The sequence below is a fragment of the Pseudomonas sp. 58 R 12 genome, assembly GCF_900005865.1.
Taxonomy (GTDB): domain Bacteria; phylum Pseudomonadota; class Gammaproteobacteria; order Pseudomonadales; family Pseudomonadaceae; genus Aquipseudomonas; species Aquipseudomonas tritici.
The window spans coordinates 144,508-164,244 of record NZ_CVTP01000028.1 but is presented as its reverse complement, the minus strand read 5'-3'; the positions used below and the strand labels follow the sequence as shown (position 1 = coordinate 164,244).

The 19,737-nt window shown below is 59.4% G+C and carries 16 protein-coding genes, 1 tRNA gene and 1 pseudogene; 6 read left to right on the top strand and 12 right to left on the bottom strand.

Annotation, left to right across the window (positions count from 1 at the left end; translation table 11 throughout):
* Nucleotides 1–15 precede the first annotated feature (15 nt).
* The 3 genes and pseudogenes from BFP95_RS25025 to BFP95_RS29205 form a co-directional block, all read left to right on the top strand.
* A complete protein-coding gene (locus tag BFP95_RS25025; RefSeq protein ID WP_065873303.1) occupies nt 16–963 on the top strand; it encodes an ornithine cyclodeaminase family protein in 948 nt (315 codons plus the stop codon).
* Between the two features lie 30 nt (nt 964–993).
* Nucleotides 994–2,004: a membrane dipeptidase gene (locus BFP95_RS25020; protein ID WP_225930644.1), complete on the top strand. Its 1,011-nt coding sequence runs from the start codon at nt 994–996 to the stop codon at nt 2,002–2,004.
* Nucleotides 2,005–2,160: 156 nt separating this feature from the next.
* Nucleotides 2,161–2,561: pseudogene (locus tag BFP95_RS29205) on the top strand (transposase); the annotation flags it as partial.
* A gap of 60 nt (nt 2,562–2,621) precedes the next feature.
* Here the strand turns inward: BFP95_RS29205 and BFP95_RS25015 are convergent.
* Both BFP95_RS25015 and BFP95_RS25010 read right to left on the bottom strand, forming a co-directional pair.
* Nucleotides 2,622–2,697: transfer RNA gene (locus tag BFP95_RS25015), tRNA-Asn, on the bottom strand.
* Nucleotides 2,698–2,757: 60 nt separating this feature from the next.
* The gene (locus BFP95_RS25010; RefSeq protein ID WP_065873304.1) at nt 2,758–3,654 is read right to left on the bottom strand and encodes a LysR family transcriptional regulator; all 897 of its coding nucleotides are present in this window, start codon (nt 3,652–3,654) and stop codon (nt 2,758–2,760) included.
* A gap of 100 nt (nt 3,655–3,754) precedes the next feature.
* Here BFP95_RS25010 and lldD point away from each other — a divergent pair, with 100 nt between their 5' ends.
* The gene (gene lldD, locus BFP95_RS25005) at nt 3,755–4,906 is read left to right on the top strand and encodes an FMN-dependent L-lactate dehydrogenase LldD (protein ID WP_065910858.1); all 1,152 of its coding nucleotides are present in this window, start codon (nt 3,755–3,757) and stop codon (nt 4,904–4,906) included.
* A 296-nt stretch (nt 4,907–5,202) separates the two neighbouring features.
* Nucleotides 5,203–6,129, top strand: a complete 927-nt coding sequence (locus BFP95_RS25000; RefSeq protein WP_065873306.1) for a GGDEF domain-containing protein — start codon at nt 5,203–5,205, stop codon at nt 6,127–6,129.
* A 72-nt stretch (nt 6,130–6,201) separates the two neighbouring features.
* Here the strand turns inward: BFP95_RS25000 and BFP95_RS24995 are convergent, their stop codons facing one another.
* From BFP95_RS24995 to BFP95_RS24965, 7 genes are all read right to left on the bottom strand, one after another.
* Nucleotides 6,202–6,969, bottom strand: coding sequence for a TenA family transcriptional regulator (locus tag BFP95_RS24995; protein ID WP_189683645.1), 768 nt, complete (start codon nt 6,967–6,969; stop codon nt 6,202–6,204).
* 80 nt (nt 6,970–7,049) lie between these two features.
* Entirely contained in the window at nt 7,050–9,512 is a 2,463-nt protein-coding gene (locus BFP95_RS24990) for an EAL domain-containing protein (RefSeq protein ID WP_065873308.1), read from the bottom strand.
* Between the two features lie 71 nt (nt 9,513–9,583).
* Complete coding sequence (locus BFP95_RS24985) at nt 9,584–11,401, bottom strand: ABC transporter ATP-binding protein (protein ID WP_065891055.1); 1,818 nt, start codon at nt 11,399–11,401, stop codon at nt 9,584–9,586.
* A complete protein-coding gene (locus tag BFP95_RS24980) occupies nt 11,394–12,029 on the bottom strand; it encodes a DsbA family protein (protein ID WP_065873310.1) in 636 nt (211 codons plus the stop codon). Before BFP95_RS24980 ends, BFP95_RS24985 begins: the two co-directional genes overlap by 8 nt.
* A gap of 3 nt (nt 12,030–12,032) precedes the next feature.
* Nucleotides 12,033–12,974 carry an oxygen-dependent tRNA uridine(34) hydroxylase TrhO gene (locus tag BFP95_RS24975; protein ID WP_065873311.1) on the bottom strand — a complete coding sequence of 314 codons (942 nt, stop codon included), beginning with the start codon at nt 12,972–12,974 and terminating at the stop codon, nt 12,033–12,035.
* A gap of 118 nt (nt 12,975–13,092) precedes the next feature.
* Nucleotides 13,093–13,389: a BolA family protein gene (locus BFP95_RS24970; RefSeq protein WP_065873312.1), complete on the bottom strand. Its 297-nt coding sequence runs from the start codon at nt 13,387–13,389 to the stop codon at nt 13,093–13,095.
* Nucleotides 13,390–13,401: 12 nt separating this feature from the next.
* Nucleotides 13,402–13,923: a DUF2059 domain-containing protein gene (locus BFP95_RS24965; protein WP_010208895.1), complete on the bottom strand. Its 522-nt coding sequence runs from the start codon at nt 13,921–13,923 to the stop codon at nt 13,402–13,404.
* Between the two features lie 193 nt (nt 13,924–14,116).
* Here BFP95_RS24965 and BFP95_RS24960 point away from each other — a divergent pair, with 193 nt between their 5' ends.
* The gene (locus tag BFP95_RS24960) at nt 14,117–15,499 is read left to right on the top strand and encodes a class II fumarate hydratase (RefSeq protein WP_065873313.1); all 1,383 of its coding nucleotides are present in this window, start codon (nt 14,117–14,119) and stop codon (nt 15,497–15,499) included.
* Here BFP95_RS24960 and BFP95_RS24955 read toward each other — a convergent pair.
* From BFP95_RS24955 to pap, 3 genes are all read right to left on the bottom strand, one after another.
* Nucleotides 15,496–16,452 carry a DMT family transporter gene (locus BFP95_RS24955; protein WP_065873314.1) on the bottom strand — a complete coding sequence of 319 codons (957 nt, stop codon included), beginning with the start codon at nt 16,450–16,452 and terminating at the stop codon, nt 15,496–15,498. The genes BFP95_RS24960 and BFP95_RS24955 overlap by 4 nt on opposite strands.
* Nucleotides 16,453–16,637: 185 nt before the next feature.
* Nucleotides 16,638–17,822, bottom strand: a complete 1,185-nt coding sequence (locus tag BFP95_RS24950) for a thiolase family protein (RefSeq protein ID WP_065873315.1) — start codon at nt 17,820–17,822, stop codon at nt 16,638–16,640.
* A gap of 271 nt (nt 17,823–18,093) precedes the next feature.
* A complete protein-coding gene (gene pap / locus BFP95_RS24945) occupies nt 18,094–19,608 on the bottom strand; it encodes a polyphosphate:AMP phosphotransferase (RefSeq protein WP_065873316.1) in 1,515 nt (504 codons plus the stop codon).
* Nucleotides 19,609–19,737: the final 129 nt, after the last annotated feature.

Below are 19,737 nucleotides of genomic sequence, written 5' to 3'. Positions count from 1 at the left end.
CCGATGGAGCAATCGATGAATATCTACACCCAAGCGCAAATCATGAGTGCCTTGTGCCCGAGGGACGCTGCTGCGCTGATTGCAGAAGGATTCATTGCCCATGCTAACGGACGGGTGCAGCTACCTCAGGTTCAAAGCTTTCAGTTCCCGGCCAGCAACGGTGACTGCTGCGTGAAGTCGGCTTGGATGCTAGGAGACGAGGTGTTTTCAGTCAGGGTCTCGGCAGGTTTCTACGACAATCCTGCGAAGGGTTTTTCCAGTAACGGTGGGTTGACGCTGATTTTCTCGGCCTTGACGGGGCAACCCGTCGCTTTGCTTCGGGATGGCGGCTGGCTGACCTCAATGCGTACAGCGCTGGCGGGGCAAATCGTGGCGAGGGCCATGGCGCCCTCACAGGTGAGAGGCATCGGTGTGGTGGGTACCGGCGACCAGGCACGCATGCAACTGGAACACCTGATGCCCGTCACGGCATGTCGACGCTTGACGGTTTACGGGCGTAACCGGCAAGGCTTGGAACAATACTGTGAATTTGCCGACGCTTTAGGCTTTGATGTCGTTGCTACCCAAGATGCAAAGGACGTTGCGACCAACTCCAACCTGATCATCACGGCTACACCCTCTCGCGAAGCCATCATCGCGAATGAATGGGTCAACCCTGGGACACACATCACTGCTATTGGCGCAGACAGTTTTGGCAAGCAAGAGCTGGATGTGCGCCTGGTTGCACGTGCCGATGTGATTGTCGTGGACTCAATCGAGCAATGCTGCCAATTCGGTGAGATTTCAGGAGCCTTCAAATCCGGCCTGATCGACAAAGGCAGCCTTGTAGCACTCGGCAGCGTATTGAGCGGTCACGCCATCGGACGACAGGACGACACGCAGATTACCATTGCAGACCTTACAGGCTTAGGCGTGCAGGATGCTCAGATTGCGAAATGCGCCGTGGCATCATTAGCGCACTAATGGATAGCGACGCGATTAGACGGGGTTTAAATGATGAAGCTTGACCCATCAGGAGTCAGCAAGCCCCCGGTGATTCAATGGGAGGCCCATGCGTGCTTGCCATTGATTCCCGGACAGGATATGTCCCGCCTGAACAGGTATCGAGCAGCCGGCTTCCATCATGTGTCGATCAACGTTGGCATGGACATGACCCCGTTTGAAACGGTGATCCGAACAATTGCGGGGTTTAGAAGCTGGCTGGCTGATCACCCGGAAGACTTTGTCCTGGTGGCCACCGCCGACGATATCTACCAGGCGCACAAGTATAGAAAGCTCGCGGTCTCCTTTGACCTCGAAGGTTCAAACATGCTGCTACAGGATCCTGCGATGGTGGCACTGTTCGCAAGCTTAGGGGTTCGCCAAATGTTGCTTGCCTACAACCGCGACAACAGTTGCGCTGGCGGCTGCCATGGAGCAAGTACCGGATTGACCCCCCTGGGACGCAAGATCGTACAGGGTATTAATACAGCAGGAATTATCATTGACTGTTCGCACGCCAGCAAAAGCGCCAGTCTTGAAATTATGGAAATTTCACAGCTCCCTGCGATTTTTTCTCACACCAACGTTAAAGCGGTTTTTGATCACCCGCGAACAATCGACGACGAACAAATATTCGCGTGTGCGGCTCAAGGTGGGGTGATCGGACTTACAGGTTTAGGCATATTCTTGGGCGACCCATCCGCCTCTGTAGACGCTTACATTCGACAAATCGACTATCTGGCAGAGCGCATCGGGACACGCCATATTGGGATAGGCTTGGATACCGAGTTGTACCCTGAGCATAAAGATTTGCCGGAAGGTGAAAAAGAGGAAGACTGGTGGCCGATTGAGCACTATGGCCAGATGAACGGACATGTTCAATTGCAGCCAGAGACACTGGGTGAGGTTGCACAACAATTAACGCGCTTGGGTTACTCAGATGCGGATATCCAGGCGATCTACGGCAATAATTTCATGCGTATTGCACAGGCAACCTGGCCAAGACCGAAACCTGGGACTTGAATCGCACCCCGTTAATTGAACACGCGTCTGATCAATTGGATGAGCAATCAACGCGCTACAGAAGCGTGCAGCCGTTCCAGGCTGTCAATCGAGTGCTGGCGCAGGCGCACAGTAATCACTGCGGATTGACCGGCGTGTCAATTAGCGTGATGACACACCTTACTTCCTGAGAGCCTCGACGACTACGTCAGCGGTACCAATCCGGTGCGCGTAGTCGACGTCTTTGTCGACGAACTCGACTTGGTCAACTTGGGGTTTGATAACGCTATTCCTGCTGATACAGGCCGACCTGGTTATCACCCTGCGATCCTGCTGAAGATCTATATCTACGGCTATCTCACCGAATTCAGTCGAGCCGGCGCCTGGAGCAAGAAGCCTAGTGTAACGTCGAATTGATGTGGCTGACTGGGCGTTTGATGCCGGACTTCAAGACTATCGCCGACTTCCGAAAAGACGCCAGCAAGGCCATCCGAAGCGTCTGTCGCCAGTTCGTTGTGCTGTGTCAGCAGTTGGGATTGTTTGGAGAGAATCGGGTCGCCATCGATGGCAGTCAATTTATGATCACCTGGGAAATCCAAAGCAAAAAAAAGCCTGCATCTCTGCAGGCTTTCTCTATCTGGCTCCACGACCTGGACTCGAACCAGGGACCCAATGATTAACAGTCATTTGCTCTACCAACTGAGCTATCGCGGAATGCGCCGTATGTTACTGATTGAAAAGGAGAAGTCAAGCTTTCTATGGCACTCGCTGCGATTAAACCGGATGGCCGGTTGAATCCGCGTGCTCGCTGGCCAACTCCAGCCAGGCCAGGGCGGCGGGTGGTAAGTGGGCGCTGGCGCGCCAGGCCAGGGCGATGTGCCAGTCGGTGTGAGGTTCGTCCAAGGGGATCAGGGCGATGCCGGCGTGTTGATGTTTGTGCGCCAGCATGCGCGGCAGGAAGGCCACGCCCAAACCGGCGGCGACAAGGTCGACGATGAAGTCGATCTGGCCGCTGCGTGCCGTCACCTTGGGGGTGACGCCTTTGCGTTCGCACGCAGTGAGAATCTTGGCGTTCAGGGCGAAGCCGGCTTCAAACAGGATGAAAGGTGAGTCCGCCAAGTCGGTGAAGTCGATGCGTTTGCGCCGAGCCAATGGGTGGCTGATGGGCAACACGGCGATCAGTGGTTCATTGCGTACGGGTTGGTAGTCGAAGCCTTCGTCCACCGGCAGCAGCAGCGCCGCCAAGTCGACCTCCCCCGCTTCCAGGCACTCGCGCAGTTTTTTGCTGCCGTACTCGGTGAGTTCGATGTCGATGTCCGGATAGCGACTGCGGTAGGTGGCAAACATCGTCGCGAACAGCACGCCGCAGCCCACAGGCGGCAAGCCGATTCGCAGCACGCCGCGCTTGAGGCCGCGCAGGTCGTTGATCTCGGCCACCAGGTCGTTGTGTTCGGCGAGCAGCACCAAGGCGCGGCGGTAGGCAATTTCGCCGGCGGCGGTGAGTTCGTTGCGGTGGCCGAGACGGTTGAGCAACGGCGTGCCCAGTTCGTCTTCGAGGGTCTTGACCGCCTTGCTCACGGTGGATTGGGTCAGGGACACCACCTCGGCAGCCTGGGAGAAGCCACCTTGGCGCACCACTTCGACAAAGGCACGCAGTGTTCTCAGGTTCATCGGTATTCCTTTGGCGACTGGCTACCAGTGATAAAAGTTGTTTTTATCATGCCAGATATTTGCCTATCCTGATCCGCCCTGGCTTGTGGAGACACCGTTCATGATCATCTCGTCCGCCTCCGACTACCGCGCCGCCGCCAAGCGCAAGCTGCCGCGCTTCCTGTTCGACTACATCGACGGCGGCGCCTACGCCGAACACACGATGCGCGCGAACAGTTCGGACCTGGCCGAGATCAGCCTGCGCCAGCGCGTCCTGCGCAACGTGGATAACCTGAGCCTGAAGACCACGGTGTTCGGCCAGACACTGGACATGCCGGTGATCCTCAGCCCGGTGGGCCTGACCGGCATGTACGCGCGACGCGGCGAAGTGCAGGCGGCCAAGGCAGCGGGGAACAAAGGCATCCCGTTCTGCCTGTCGACGGTATCGGTGTGCCCAATTGAAGAGGTGGCGTCGCAAAGCGCGCAGGCGATCTGGTTCCAACTGTACGTGCTCAAGGACCGTGGCTTCATGCGCAACGCACTGGAACGAGCGCAGGCGGCCGGCGTCACGACGCTGGTATTCACCGTGGATATGCCCACGCCCGGCGCGCGCTACCGCGATGCCCACTCGGGCATGTCCGGGCCATTCGCAGCACAGCGACGCATGTTGCAAGCTGTCACCAAGCCGCAATGGGCCTTTGATGTGGGGTTGATGGGCCGCCCGCACGACCTGGGTAATATCTCCAAGTACCTGGGCAAACCCACCCACTTGGAAGACTACATCGGCTGGCTGGCCAACAACTTCGACCCGTCGATCAGTTGGAAAGACTTGGAGTGGATCCGCGAATTCTGGAAGGGCCCGATGATCATCAAGGGCATCCTCGACCCACAGGATGCCAAGGACGCGGTGAGGTTCGGCGCCGATGGCATCGTGGTTTCCAACCATGGTGGTCGTCAGTTGGATGGCGTGCTGTCCACCGCTAAGGCCTTGCCACCGATTGCCGATGCGGTAGGCGACGACCTTACGGTGCTGGTCGACTCCGGCATCCGTTCCGGGCTGGACGTGGTGCGCATGCTCGCCCTGGGTGCCAAAGCCTGCCTGCTGGGTCGCGCCAGTGCCTACGCGCTGGCCGCCAATGGCCAGCATGGCGTGGAAAACCTGCTGGACATCTTCGCCAAGGAAATGCGCGTGGCCATGACCCTCACGGGCGTGACGTCGATTGACCAGATTGACCAAACTACCTTGGTTGGCCAACACCTTCAAAACGGGTAACCATCGGCCAAATAACCGGCGCCATTATTCAACGACTGTTTCTATATATAAGAACGGTCGTTGTTTTATAAGAACATTTAATAATGTTAAACCATTTGGCATGAATATCGCTCTAACCTCTCCAAGCAGGTTAAGCGATGACAAGACGTGCGGCGGTTCCCAGGGGTTATAACCCAGTGAAAAGCGGTCTAAACTGTAACCAATGTTTTACGGAACTGAAGGAACAGTTAGACGCTTGGCACTCGCCACTCTCATCGAGCCTGTAAGACAGCTAAGAGCTTAGAGGCCGATCGCTTATGAAAACACCTACCCAGACCAACGCAATTGACTTCGACAGTGCCAAATTGCAGCGCCTGGGGTTTGGTCAGCCATCCCTCGTCCCACGCCGCCCCACCACCATCACTCAACTTCGCCAGCAACTGGGCCTGCAACTGCAAACCAGCCTGGAACCGGAGCGCATCCTCGGTGTTTTCTTCCGAGAGATCCAACGCCTGGTGCCTCTGGACGCCCTGCAATACCGCCATCAAGCCAGCGACCTGCGCCTGGAGTTCGGCCATCGCGGCCACCATACGGCGAGCTACAGCCTGAGCCATGAAGGCGAGCACCTCGGTGAATTAATCTTTCGCCGCAACCAGCGCCTGGTGGAAGAAGAACTGGGCCAGCTCGAATCCCTGCTGGCCACCCTGCTCTACCCGATGCGCAACGCTCTGCTTTACCGTGCCGCCACCCGCAGCGCCCTGCGCGACCCGTTGACTGAGACCGGCAACCGCATTGCCATGGACCAGACCTTGCAACGGGAAATCGACATGGCGCGCCGGCACTTGAACCCGCTGTCCTTGCTGATGCTCGACATCGACCACTTCAAGGTCATCAACGATACCCACGGCCACACCGCCGGCGATACCGTGTTGCGCGCCGTCGCCGCAGCTATAAAGAGTCAATTGCGCAACGTGGACATGGTGTTTCGATTTGGCGGGGAAGAGTTTCTGATCCTGCTGTCCAACACCGGCCGAGACGCGGCGGCAATGGTCGGCGAACGCCTGCGCCAAGCGGCACAGACCCAGGATTACCGGGCGGATGGAGAACGGATCGAATTGACGGTGAGCCTCGGTTGTTCGACCTTGCTGGCTGCAGAATCTGCCGAAAGCCTGCTGCGCCGAGCTGACAGCGCGTTGTACGTGGCCAAGCGCGAAGGCCGCAACCGCTTGGCGATGGCGGGGTAAGCCCTAACCGTTAAAGGCGAATGAAATAACTGTGGCGAGGGAGCTTGCTCCCTCGCCACATTACCTACTGCATCAGGCTTCGCTGGCGACCCGCGCCTGGCGGTCACGCACCAACGTTGGCGCCTTCTCTTTCTCCAGGCGCATGCAACTTTCCAGGAACAGATACATGTAGTCGTAGCTCTTGCACACGGCTTGGCGCAGCTCTACCTGCAATTCCTGGGACGGGTTCATGCCGGCCAGGGTGCAGAGGATTTCCAGCGCTTCCCACGGGTGGGCGTCATCGTACTGGGCGTGCATCTTCAGCCACTTCATCGCACGCTTGCGTTCTTCCTCTGGGAAGGCCGCCGCGTAGACGCCGGTAGAACAGACCACCGCAGACCATTCCCCCGTTGCCCCCTCGATTGCGTAGTTGGTCGCGGCAATCGCCACGATCAGCGAATCGGCAGAGCTGGTGTGCCAGCACCAATGGCTCAGTGCGTGCAACTCCGGCGGTACGTTCTGGGCCTGCAACTCTTCCAGGCTCACGCCGTGAGCACGGGCCCAATGCACCCAATAGTCGGCATGGTTGAGTTCCACGCGAATATTGCGCATCAGCCAGCGGCGCGCCATGTCCTCCCCGGGATGGCGGGCAAATTTGGTCTTGGTGAGGTTCTGTGCCATGTACAAGGCAAACTGTTCCACCACAGGCCAGCCACCGATCAGGTAGTGGCGCATGGTCTTGGCGCTGAGCGTGTTATCGCGCATGCGCTGGTACAGTTCGTGTTCGACAACGCGACGCTTGCTCTCGCTACAGTCCTGGATCAGTTTCTGTGCCCAGGCGGGGTAACTCGAGGCTTCCATAAGCGGGCCGGTTCTGTTGAATGTGTCGATCACTGTTTAAGGCTCCTTTTTAAGTGTGATTGTACAGACCAGCGAATGTTTCAGCGGAATGTGCCAGGCGCCTTGAATAACAGGGGCTGCGGCCGCACAGGTCGACACTGCAAGCTATCAAAGGTAAACAATTGCGGTCGTTCAATCAGGTAGCCCTGAGCGTAATCCACACCAATTTCGAGTAGTGCCTGTTCGATTTGCGGTGTCTCGACAAATTCTGCAATTGTGCGCTTACCCATGACATGGCCGATGTGATTGATCACTTCGACCATCGCGCGGTTAATCGGGTCGTCCAGCATATCCTTTACGAAACTTCCATCGATCTTCAGGAAGTCTACAGGTAAATGTTTGAGATAAGCGAATGAGGACATTCCGGCACAAAAGTCATCCAGCGAGAACTGACAACCTAAGGCTTTGAGTTCATTAATAAAGCGGATTGCACTGCCCAGATTGGCAATCGCACTGGTTTCAGTAATTTCAAAACAGATCATGCCGGGCGGAATATTGTAAGTATGAAATTTCTCACGTAAAAACCCGAGGAACTCATCATCACCAATAGTTATGCCTGACAGATTGATCGCACACATGGCCATCGGGCGGTTCGGACGCTCCTGCAGGCAACGGGCGATGATCTTGAACACATTCTCCACCACCCAACGGTCCAGGGACGTCATCAGACCGTAACGCTCGGCCGCCGGGATAAAGCTGTCGGGCAAGATAATGCGGCCGGCCTCATCATGCAGGCGCAGCAGGATTTCGATATGCCCATTGCCCGCATCGGTCTGTCCCAGGGGCGAGATTTCCTGGGCATAGAGGCAAAACCGGTTCTCTTCCAAGGCCATGTGCAGGCGCTGCACCCAGGCCATCTCGCCAAAGCGCAGGGACAATTCCGAATCATCGGCGTGGTACACCTGCACACGGTTGCGACCTTTCTCCTTGGCCATGTAGCACGCCATGTCGGCGGCGCGCAGCGAGGTTTCCAGGGTGGTCGGCGTTTGCCCAAGGTGCACCAGGCCGATGCTGACAGTGGTCATGAACGGCCGGCCCTTCCACACAAAATGCAGGCTCTGCACCGTATGGCGCAGGCTCTCGGCGATTTTTTCCGCCACGACCGCCGGACAGTTTTCCAGCAAAATGCCGAACTCATCCCCTCCCAGGCGCGCCAGGGTGTCGCCCTCGCGCAGGTCCGACTGCAGCAACGCGCAAATATGTCGCAACAGTTCGTCACCGGCCGCATGACCACAGGTGTCGTTGACCAGCTTGAACTGGTCCAGGTCAAGAAACATCAATGCATGCCGTCCGCCGTGCTGCTGCCCTGCCGGGTGCAGCACCTGTTCCAGGCGGAATTCGAATTCGCGGCGGTTGGCCAGGCCAGTCAGGGCGTCATGGGTTGCCTGCCAGGACAGGTTGGCGATGTATTGGCGCTCTTGGGTCATGTCATGCAACACCAGCACCGCCCCCGTGACCTTGCCGTCGCTGCGGATCGGCGCACCCACCAGGGTCACCGAGACCGTGCTGCCATCCAGCCGCTGGATGGTCTTTGAATGCTCGCTGCCGCCGCTGAGCTGGCCCTTGACGATATGTTCGATCAGGGTAAACCCGTCGGGCTCGGCATCGTCATCCAACAAGTTGAACAACGCTGCCAGCGGCAGGCCCTGAGCCTGGGCCGAATGCCAGTGAGTCAGCGCCTCGGCTGCCGGGTTCATATAGGTAATGGCGCCGTCGACGTCGGTGGTGATCACGCCATCGCCAATCGACTCCAACGTGATCTGCGCTCGCTCCTTCTCTTGTTGCAGGGCATTGGCGAAAGCGTGGCGCTGGGCCAGCAACTTATGCGTGCGCAACAGCGCCAGCACAATCAGGCCAAGGGCCGTGGCCAGGTTGGTAATCAGCAGCAGCCGCAGGATCATCCGCGAGCCTTCGCCCAAGGCATCGCTGAAGGCCTTGGCAGCTGGCGTTACGCCTTCATTGATCGCGATGATATGCGCCTTCCATTGCCGCACATCGTTGGCGCTGACGTGGTCGCGGAGGATTGCGCCGTGCATCTCCTGGGCCAGGCCATCGAGTTGCACCAGGTAGCTATCGCCCACGGTCCACAACTCGATGGCTTTTTCCAGGTAGCTGAAGTGACGAAAATTGAGGTACAGCCAGATCAGGCTCGAGACGTCATCCGGGTGGTTGCCCCCCTTGAGAATGCCCAGCCGCGCAGCCGTAAGATCAGGCGTAGGACGATCGAGGGCGATGCGCAGCTCATGCCCGCCCTGGGGCACGGCTATGGCCTGCTGGTATCTGAGGTACGTGGCTTCGTCACGGTTGTCAGCGTAGAGCGTGAGGTAGTAGATGGCGTCTTTCTGGCCCTTCGACCACAGGCTCTCGCCGGCCACATAGCCGCGCACAGCTGAAAGCATGAAAAGACTGACACAGCCCAACAATGCCTGAAACAGCACCACGGCGATGAAAGGCCACACAATGCCCAATAGCCTTGGCGTTCCGAGAGTACGCTTTTGCTTCATGAAGTCCCTTGCACATGCACTGCTGGATACGCACGCGAAAAACCGCTTCCGATAGCTCAGCTTAGGCTGAATCAACGTACTTGCTGTAAGTGCCCGTAGAGTTTGGCGTACAAGCCGCCATCTGCAATCAATTGCTGATGATCACCATCCTCAGCAATGTGACCGCCGTCGAACACTAATACTCGGTCGGCTTGCTTAACCGCCGACAGGCGGTGGGCGATGATCAGTGTAGTACGCCCACTGAGAAACCGCGCCAGCGCCTGGTGCAGGTTGTACTCGGTAGCGGCGTCCAGGGCGGAAGTTGCTTCGTCGAGGATCACCACTTTCGGCTCGGCCAACACCATGCGCGCAATCGCCAGGCGTTGACGCTGCCCGCCGGAAAACCTCACTCCGGAGCGCCCCACCACACTGTCCAAGCCCATCGGCAATGCCTTGACGGTAGCATCCAACTGGGCGATTTCCAGTGCCTGCCAGCAGGCCTGGTCGCTGCGCTCGCGGCCCATGGTCAGGTTGGCGCGCACAGTATCGTTGAACAACGCGGGATGTTGCAGCACCACGGCGACGTTTTCGCGGAGGGTCTCCAGCCCGATTTCCTGCTGAGTGGCACCACCAAAGCGAATAGTTCCAGCTTGTGGCGTATACAGCCCGAGCAGCAGTTGCACCAAGGTACTTTTTCCGCCGCCGCTGGCGCCGACGATTGCCACTTTCTCGCCCGGCGCAATGACCAGGTTCAACTGGTCGAGCACCAGGTCTTCGCCGTAGCCGAAGTTCAGGCCGCGCACTTCGATGCCGACGGTCTCACGCCCGGTAAACGGGTCTTCCCCCCCGGCATACTGCGGTTCGTCGGCACGCGCCAGCAGTTCGTTGATCCGCGTCAGGGCCCCGCCCGCCGCGTAATAGGCATATTGCAAGTTCAACAGCTGCTCCACCGGCCCGATCATGAACCACAAGTAACTGAACACCGCGAGCATCTGGCCAATGGACAGGTCGGAAAACAGCACGGTGAGCATGGCGGCCGCACGGAAAATATCGATACCAAACTGGAACAGCAAACCACTGGCGCGGCTGGAGGCGTCGGTTTTCCACTGTGAATGAATGGCAAAGTCACGCACTTCCCGGGCACGCTGGCCCAGGCGCCCGAGGAAAAAGCCCTGGCGGTTGCCGGCGCGCACTTCCTGGATAGCGTCGAGGGTCTCGGTCAAGGCCTGGGTGAAGCGCGAAGTACTGTCGTTTTCCAGCTTCTTCAAGTGTTTGACGCGTTTGCCCAACTGCACCGTGGCGTAGATCACCAGCGGGTTAAACAGCAGGATCAGCAGCGCCAATTGCCAATGCATCCACACCAGGATCGCCGAAGTGCCCACCAGCGTGAGCATGGCCACCAAAAAGCGGCTGAGGGTTTCGCCGACGAATTTATCCAGGGTATCCAGGTCGGTGACCAAGTGCGTGGTGACCGTGCCACTGCCCAGGCTTTCGTACTCGCCCAGGGAAATACGCTTGAGCCGCTCAATCAGGCGCACGCGGATGCGGTACACAATGTCCTTGGCCAGCCGCGCAAACAGCCGCGCCTGCACCACGTTGAACACCAGGGCGCCGCAGCGCAGACACAGGGTCACCAGCAGCATGAGGCCGATATACCCGGCCGCTTTCTGCCAACCCAGCGGGAGGGCGTGGTTCATCACGTTGAGGGCGGCATCGCCATGGCCCAGCAGCACTTCGTCCACCAGCAACGGCAGTAGCAAGGGGATGGGTACACTGCACAGGGTTGCCAGTACGGCAACGCCATTGGCGATCCACAGGGATTTCTTGTGACGCAGGGCCAGGCGGCGAATTTCCGCCCAGGTCAGTCGGTCCACACGTTTGCCGGCATTTTTGTCTGGCTGATCATGCACAGGTCGCTCGCTCCAGCCAGCGGGCCAACAACGGCGACAGCTCGGACAGCGGCTGGTAACCGTTGGTCAGCAGGGCCAACTGGCCATTACGCTCGGCCAACAGCGTCGGGAAGCCGGCGATGCCCAAGTCCTGTACCCAAGTGAAGTCGGCAGCCGTGGCAGCATGCTGCTCCGCACGGTCGAAGGCACCGGCGAACTCGATACGTGGAATGCCCGCTTGTTCGGCCAGCTCCACCAGGACGCTGGCAAGGGTCACATCGCGGCCCTCGACATAAAACGCATGCTGGATCAGCCCCAGCAGTTTCCACGCGCAATCCGGCGCCAAGCTGCGGGCGGTAACGATGGCGCGGCACGCGGGCTCCGTGTCGTACACAAAACCGTCAGGCAATGCGCCTTCGCGCTTGAACGGCTGGCCAGTGGCGTCGGTGACGGCCTGCCAGTGCTCCAGGATGTAGCGGCGGGTCGTCGGCTCCAACGCCGCGCCACTGCCGGTGCGCAGGCCGCCCACCACCAGGTGCAGTTCCACACCGGCCGACTGGGCCTGCTTCACCAACGCCTTGGCCACCGGGGCAAAGCCCCAGCACCAGGAACACATCGGGTCCATTACATAGAGCAGGCGCGTGGACATGGCTCAAGCCTCGGAAGGTGATTGCTTATAGTTGAAGCCAATCGGGTGCGGCATGTTGCGGGCCTTGGCCAGCTCGATCTGCTTTTGCCGATCAATCGCGCTGCGACGGGTCTTCTCGGGCAGCTTATCCCAGCAATGCGGGCAGCTGATGCCAGCCACGTAGTGCTCGGATGCACGGTCTTCCACACTCACGGGTGTGCGGCAGGCATGACATTGATCGTAGTCGCCTTCGCTCAAGTCGTGGCGCACGGTCACGCGATTGTCGAACACAAAGCAGTCGCCCTGCCATTTGGTTTCTGCCTGCGGCACCTCTTCGAGGTACTTCAGAATGCCGCCCTTGAGGTGGTAGACCTCGTCGAAGCCTTCGCTGAGCATATAGCTGGAGGCTTTCTCGCAACGAATGCCGCCGGTGCAGAACATGGCGACTTTCTTGTGCTTGGCGGGGTCGAAGTTGGCTTTGATGTAGTCGGGAAATTCACGAAAACTGGTGGTTTTCGGGTCAATCGCGCCTTCAAAGGTGCCAATGGACACTTCGTAGTCGTTACGGGTGTCGATCAGCAGCACTTCCGGGTCGCTGATCAGCGCGTTCCAGTCCTGCGGTTCGACGTAAGTACCGACCTTTTTGTTCGGGTCGACGCCTTCGACGCCCAGGGTCACGATCTCTTTCTTGAGCTTGACCTTGGTGCGGTAGAACGGCTGGTCGTCGCAGTAGGATTCTTTGTGGTCGATGTCGACCATGCGCGGGTCTTTTTTCAGCCAGGCCATCAGGCCATCAATGCCTTCGCGGCTTCCGGAAACGGTGCCGTTGATGCCTTCTTCGGCGATCAGCAAGGTGCCTTTGATGCCGTTGTCGACCATCGCCTGCAGCAATGGCTCGCGCAGGGCGACGTAATCTTCGAGGGTGACGAACTTATACAGTGCCGCCACGACAATCGGTTGAGTCACGGGTGTTCTCTCCAGGTGGCTACCCTCGTAAAGGGTGAACCGGATGCAAAAAAAACGCGCCGTCTGAGCGGCGCGTTGCGGATTCTAACAAATGCTCGGTGTCAGAGACACCCGATCATCAGTCATGCCCGCCGGCGCAGGTCGGCGAGGCCGGGGCTGCGTCGATTTTCGCCCATTCTTCAGGCGTGTAGGTATGCAACGCGAGCGCATGAAACTCGCCCATCAGGTCACCCAGGGTGGCGTAGACCTTCTGGTGGCGCTTGACGCGGTTGAGCCCTTCGAACTGCGGGCTGACCAGCACGGCCTTGAAGTGGGTCTGCAACCCACGGCTGTGCATATGGCTTTCATCCTGCACGCTCAAATAGTCCTGGCCCAGCTCGGCGAGCGCCACTTCGATACGCTGTTGCATGGTCATTGCCGGCTCCACTTACTTCTTGGCAGGGGCGGCAGGTTTCTTCGCCGGTGCCAGTTCGTTGGTCATGTCTTCCAACAGCTTGTTCACCACCGGCACGGCGCTTTCCAGCTTGGCCTGGGTCATCTGGGCCGATTGCTGGGTCAGTTGCGGCATTTTTTCCAGGACTTTCTTACCCAGTGGCGACTGGTAGAAGGCAACCAGGTCCTTGAGTTCGGATTCGCTGAAGTTGGTGGTGTAGAGCTTGACCATGTCCGGTTTCAGCTTTGGCCAGCCGATAGCCTGGTCCAGGGCAGCGTTGGCCTTGGCCTGGTAGCTGTCCAGTACGGACTGCTTGGCGGCAGGCGCCTTGGTTTGTTCGAAACGCTGGGCGAACATTTGCTGCACTTGCATGTACACCGGGGTACCCAGCTTGTCAGCGTGGGCCAGGGTAAGGAAGGCTTCGGCACTGGCGTTGTGGCTGGCGGTATCGGCAAAAACCTGGCCGCTGGCGCAAACCAGAGCAACCGCGGTACAGATGGCACGAAGACGAGTCATCGAGTTTCCTTTTCTAGCAGGCGAGGTAAGACCCCAAGGGCGCCCATTCTGCGCCTAAAAAACGCCAAGGCTCAACCCCACCCCTTGTCGGGCCTGGATTTGCGGGCAATGAACCCGATGAAAAGCCTTTTATGGAACCCGCTGGGTCGATCAGGGCCTAAACTGCGCAAACGAACCCGAAGGAGTGTGCCCGATGAGCCGTATCGAAACCGACAGCCTGGGAGAAGTCCAAGTCCCGGATGACGCTTACTGGGGCGCTCAGACCCAACGTTCGCTGGTGAATTTTGCCATTGGCGAGCAACGCATGCCCCTGGCGGTACTGCACGCCCTGGCCCTGATCAAAAAGGCCGCGGCACGGGTCAACGATCGAAATGGCGACCTGCCTGCCGACATCGCCCGCCTGATCGAACAAGCCGCCGATGAAGTGCTGGCTGGCCAGCATGACGACCAGTTCCCCCTCGTGGTCTGGCAAACCGGCAGCGGCACCCAAAGCAACATGAACGCCAACGAAGTGATCGCCGGCCGCGCCAATGAGCTGGCTGGCAACAAGCGCGGCGGCAAGAGCCCGGTGCACCCCAACGATCACGTCAACCGTTCCCAGAGTTCCAATGACTGCTTCCCCACCGCCATGAGCATCGCAGCGGTACAAGCGATACATGAGCGATTGTTGCCGTCGATCGCCACGCTTTCCGGTGGTTTGGCCGAACTGGCCGCCCGGCATATGAACCTGGTGAAGACCGGGCGCACCCATATGATGGACGCCACGCCGATCACCTTTGGCCAGGAACTCTCGGCATTTATCGCCCAGCTTGATTACGCCGAACGCGCTGTGCGCAGCGCCCTGCCCGCCGTGTGCGAGCTGGCCCAGGGCGGCACGGCCGTGGGCACCGGGCTGAATGCGCCGCAGGGTTTTGGCGAAGCGATTGCCGCCGAACTGGCGGCGCTGTCGGGCTTGCCGTTTGTGACCGCGCCAAACAAATTCGCCGCCCTCTCCGGCCATGAGCCGTTGGTCACCCTGCACGGCGCCCTGAAAACCCTGGCCGTGGCCTTGATGAAAATCGCCAACGACCTGCGCCTGCTGGGCTCCGGCCCGCGCGCCGGGTTGGCCGAGGTGAAGTTGCCGGCCAACGAGCCGGGCAGTTCGATCATGCCTGGCAAGGTCAACCCGACCCAATGCGAAGCGCTGTCGATGCTGGCCTGCCAGGTCTTGGGCAATGACGTAACCATCGGCATGGCCGCGAGCCAAGGGCACTTGCAGTTAAACGTGTACAAGCCGGTGATCATCCACAACCTGCTGGAGTCGATCCGCCTGCTGGCCGACGGCTGCAACAACTTCCAGGAACATTGCATTGCCGGTCTCGAGCCCGACGCCGAGCAGATGGGCGCGCACTTGGAGCGTGGGCTGATGCTGGTGACTGCGCTTAATCCGCATATCGGCTACGACAAGTCGGCAGAAATCGCCAAGAAGGCTTACACCGAAGGCCTCACCCTACGGGAGGCTGCACTGGCGCTGGGCTATCTGACGGATGCCGAATTTGATCAGTGGGTTCGCCCGCAGGACATGCTAGGCGCCTAGGAAGCCATGCGCACCCGCCGGGCCTTGAGCCCGGCGAGCAACGACGGCGCCAGCGCCACGGTCGCCGAGCCCAACACCACCACCAACGCCCCGGCATACCCCAGGGCGTTGATTTCTTCGGCCTGCACATACTCAGGCCACAGCCACGCCGCCAGGGCGACGGCTACAAAGGTCACCAACGGTGTGAGCGCAAGAGTCGCACTGACCCGCGAGGCTTCCCAATGCGCGAGCGCTTCAGCAAAGGCGCCGTAGGCCACCAGGGTGTTCATGCAGCACGCCAGCAGCAACCAGCCTTGCAGCGGGCTCAGGTCCAACGCCTCCAGCGGGTGCGCCCAAGGCGTGAGTAGCACGGCGCAGGACAGGTAGATCACCATCATCACCTGCAGCGAATTCCACACCGTGAGCAATTGCTTCTGACCCAGGGCGTAGAACACCCAGATCGACGTCGCGAGCAGAACGGTCAGCACCCCGGCGGTGTAGGTGCCAAGTGACGTCAACAACTCCAACAGACGTTGGTTGAAGAACAGGCCAAAACCGACCATCAGCACCAACAACCCCAGTACTTGCCCGCGACTGAAACGCTCCTTGAACACAAACACGCTGGCGACCATCAAGAAGATCGGCCCCATCTGCACCACTAACTGCGCAGTGCCGGGGCTGAGCATTTTCAAGCCCACCAAGTACAGCACGTAATTGCCCACCAGGCCGCACACGGCCATCCCCACCAGCCAGCCACCCTTGGGGCCCAGCACCTTGCGGCTGGGCAAGCGCCGGGTGAGCGCCAGGTAGAAGAACAGGCAACCGCCGGCCACCGTCAGGCGAAACCAGGTGACCGTGATGGGGTCCATCACCTGCAACACCTGCTTGAGTTTGATCGGCAGAATGCCCCAGAGCAGCGCGGTCAGCAGGGTCAGGAAAAAACCATAGACCCAGCGGCCGGAAGAGATGTGCATGAATGCCCCAGGAGCCAGAGGAAGTGGTGCAGCATTCTAGGGGTAAGTGAAAGGGTTGGGCTATGACGCCGTTCAAATGTGGGATCCGGCTTGCCTGCGATGGCGGTGTGTCAGGCAGAAAATCGACTGATCGACCGCTATCGCAGGCAAGCCAGCCCTCACATTCGAGCCGGTTTCTTCGGGGTTTAGCGGACGGCTTCGAACAGGCCGGTGGCGCCCATGCCGCCGCCGACGCACATGGTGACGATGCCATAACGCACATTGCGCCGCTGCAGCTCACGCACCAAATGCCCTACCTGCCGCGATCCGGTCATGCCGAACGGGTGCCCGATGGAAATCGAACCACCGTTGACGTTGTACTTCGCGTTATCAATGCCTAGGCGATTACGCGCATACAGGCACTGCGACGCAAACGCTTCGTTCAGCTCCCACAGGTCGATATCCGCCACTTGCAAGCCCCTGGCCTTGAGCAGCTTGGGCACCGAGAACACCGGGCCGATGCCCATCTCGTCCGGCTCGCAGCCAGCCACGGTAAACCCACGGAAAAAAGCCTTGGGCTTGAGGCCCAACGCCAAGGCTTTTTCCAGGCTCATCACCAGGGTCATCGAAGCCCCGTCGGACAGTTGCGACGAGTTACCCGCCGTCACCGAACCGTCCTCGGCAAATACCGGCTTCAACCCTTGCAGGCTGGCCAACGTGGTGTCCGGACGGTTGCAATCATCACGATCAACCACGCCATCGAGCACCTGCACTTCACCGGTGTTCTTGTCTTCGACCTTGTACTTGACGGCCATGGGCACGATTTCATCGTTGAACAAACCATCAGCCTGAGCCTGGGCGGTACGCTGCTGGCTTTGCAGGGCGTACAGGTCCTGCTCTTCACGGCTGACGTTGTAGCGACGGGCGACGATTTCCGCGGTCTGGCCCATGGGGAAGTAAATACCCGGCACCTGCTCTTTGAGCAGTGGGTTGATCAGGTTGTCGGTGTTGACGCTTTTCATGGTCAGGCTGATGGACTCGACACCACCGGCGACGATGATGTCGCTGCAACCCGAGGCAATCTGGTTCGCCGCAATCGCAATGGCCTGCAAGCCCGACGAGCAGAAGCGATTGAGGGTCATCCCCGCCGTGCCGGTGCCCAATTGTGACAGCACCGCCACATTGCGTCCGATGTTGTAGCCCTGCGCACCTTCGTTGGAGCCGGCGCCGACGATGCAATCTTCCACCGTCGCCGGGTCGATGCCGTTGCGGCTCAGCAGCGCGTTGACGCAATGGGCCGCCATGTCATCCGGGCGAGTCTGGTTGAACTTGCCGCGAAAGGATTTGGCCAGGCCGGTTCGCACGCTGTCGACGATCACTACTTCACGCATGGGCTACCTCGATCTTGTCGTTGTTGGGAGTTGGATCGAGGATAGATCCAGGCCCTCCCAATCGCGACGATCATTCACCCCGCCTATACAAAAGCATGGCAGGTAAACAACTTGTAGTGAGCGGGCTTGCCCCGCGCTTGGCTGCGAAGCAGCCCTAATCCAGGCACCGCATTTATCCAGTTAAATCTCGTTGGCAGGTTTTGGGGCTGCTTTGCAGCCCAGCGCGGGGCAAGCCCGCTCACTACAGAAATTCCAGTCACCATAAAAGGGGTTATTTCTTTTTCTTTTTATCGTGCTTGTCGGACTTGGCAAATGCCTCTTCCAAGGCCACGTTGATCGTGCGCAAAACCTTGACCCGGGCCCAGCGCTTGTCATTGGCTTCCACCAATGTCCAGGGCGAGACTTCAGTGCTGGTGCGGTCGACCATATCGCCGACGGCGGCGCGGTAGTCGTCCCATTTGTCGCGGTTACGCCAGTCGTCCTCGGTGATCTTGAAGCGCTTGAAGGGGATTTCCTCGCGGGCCTGGAAACGCTCCAACTGGGTCTGCTTGTCGATGGCCAGCCAGAACTTCACCACGATCACGCCGGCATTGCGCAGTTGCTCTTCGAAGTCATTGATCTCGCCATAGGCGCGCATCCAGTCCGCCGTGGTGCAAAAGCCCTCGATGCGCTCCACGAGCACGCGGCCGTACCACGAACGATCGAACACGGTGAACTTGCCCCGCGCCGGGATTTTCTGCCAGAACCGCCACAAGTAAGGCTGGGCGCGTTCGTCTTCGGTGGGCGCGGCAATCGGCACGATATGGTACTGGCGCGGGTCCAGTGCGGCGGCGACACGACGGATCGCCCCGCCCTTGCCCGCCGCATCGTTGCCTTCAAACACCGTGACCAAGGCGTGCTTGCGCATGCGTTTGTCGCGCATCAGGCCGGAAAAGCGCGCCTGCTCCGTAATCAGTTGCTCTTCGTAATCGTCCTTGTCCAGCCGCAGCGTCATGTCGAGGCTGTTAAGCAAGCTCATCTGGTCCACCGCCGAGGGTAATGGCGCCGGGTTCATGCCACTGGCCTTGCCCTTGGGCAGCTTCAGGGCGTTTTGCAGGCCTTCGAGCAGGATCTTGCCCACGGTCAGCCCACGGTAATGCGCGTCAACGCCTTCGATGACATGCCACGGTGCATAGTCGCGGCTGGTGCGGCGCAGCACACGTTCGCCGAAATGCACGAATTTGTCGTACGTCTCGGACTGCTGCCAATCCAGCGGGCTGATGCGCCAGCTGTGCAGCGGGTCATCGGCCAGGGCCTTGAGCCGCGCCTTCATCTGCTTCTTGGACAGGTGGAACCAGAACTTGAAGATCAGCGCGCCTTCATCGCAGAGCATCTTCTCCAGGCGCTCGGCACCGGCGATGGCCTGGTCCAGGCGTGCATCCTTGATCTGCCCATGTACCCGGCCCTGCAACATCTGGCTGTACCAGTTGCCGAAAAAAATCCCCATGCGGCCCTTGGCCGGCAGTTGGCGCCAGTAGCGCCACGCGGGCGGTCGCGCCAGTTCTTCGTCGGTCTGCTGGTCGAAGGTGCGCACTTCGATCAAGCGCGGGTCCATCCATTCATTGAGCAGTTTGACGGTCTCGCCTTTACCGGCGCCTTCGATGCCATTGATCAGGATGATCACCGGAAAACGCTTCTGCTGTTGCAGCTCGTACTGCGCTTCCAGCAAGGCTTCACGCAGTGCCGGCACTTCGGCGTCGTAAGTGTCTTTGTCGATGGCGTGGCCGATTTCAGCGGATTCGAACATGGGCAGCTCCGTTTCAAGTTGGACCAAGACTAGCGGATTGGGCAGCAGCGCGCGGGAGGAAATTCCATACGCGCTTGCCGTAGGTCAATTCATCACGGGTTGATCGGCTAGAATGGCCACCTGGAATTT

Coding starts and splice junctions, on each gene's coding strand:
- BFP95_RS25025 (WP_065873303.1), top strand. CDS start 16: ATGAATATCTACACCCAAGCGCAAATCATGAGTGCCTTGTGCCCGAGG.
- BFP95_RS25020 (WP_225930644.1), top strand. CDS start 994: ATGATGAAGCTTGACCCATCAGGAGTCAGCAAGCCCCCGGTGATTCAA.
- BFP95_RS25010 (WP_065873304.1), bottom strand. CDS start 3,654: ATGAACCTGAGAACACTGCGTGCCTTTGTCGAAGTGGTGCGCCAAGGT.
- lldD (WP_065910858.1), top strand. CDS start 3,755: ATGATCATCTCGTCCGCCTCCGACTACCGCGCCGCCGCCAAGCGCAAG.
- BFP95_RS25000 (WP_065873306.1), top strand. CDS start 5,203: ATGAAAACACCTACCCAGACCAACGCAATTGACTTCGACAGTGCCAAA.
- BFP95_RS24995 (WP_189683645.1), bottom strand. CDS start 6,969: ATGGAAGCCTCGAGTTACCCCGCCTGGGCACAGAAACTGATCCAGGAC.
- BFP95_RS24990 (WP_065873308.1), bottom strand. CDS start 9,512: ATGAAGCAAAAGCGTACTCTCGGAACGCCAAGGCTATTGGGCATTGTG.
- BFP95_RS24980 (WP_065873310.1), bottom strand. CDS start 12,029: ATGTCCACGCGCCTGCTCTATGTAATGGACCCGATGTGTTCCTGGTGC.
- BFP95_RS24970 (WP_065873312.1), bottom strand. CDS start 13,389: ATGACCATGCAACAGCGTATCGAAGTGGCGCTCGCCGAGCTGGGCCAG.
- BFP95_RS24965 (WP_010208895.1), bottom strand. CDS start 13,923: ATGACTCGTCTTCGTGCCATCTGTACCGCGGTTGCTCTGGTTTGCGCC.
- BFP95_RS24960 (WP_065873313.1), top strand. CDS start 14,117: ATGAGCCGTATCGAAACCGACAGCCTGGGAGAAGTCCAAGTCCCGGAT.
- BFP95_RS24955 (WP_065873314.1), bottom strand. CDS start 16,452: ATGCACATCTCTTCCGGCCGCTGGGTCTATGGTTTTTTCCTGACCCTG.
- BFP95_RS24950 (WP_065873315.1), bottom strand. CDS start 17,822: ATGCGTGAAGTAGTGATCGTCGACAGCGTGCGAACCGGCCTGGCCAAA.
- pap (WP_065873316.1), bottom strand. CDS start 19,608: ATGTTCGAATCCGCTGAAATCGGCCACGCCATCGACAAAGACACTTAC.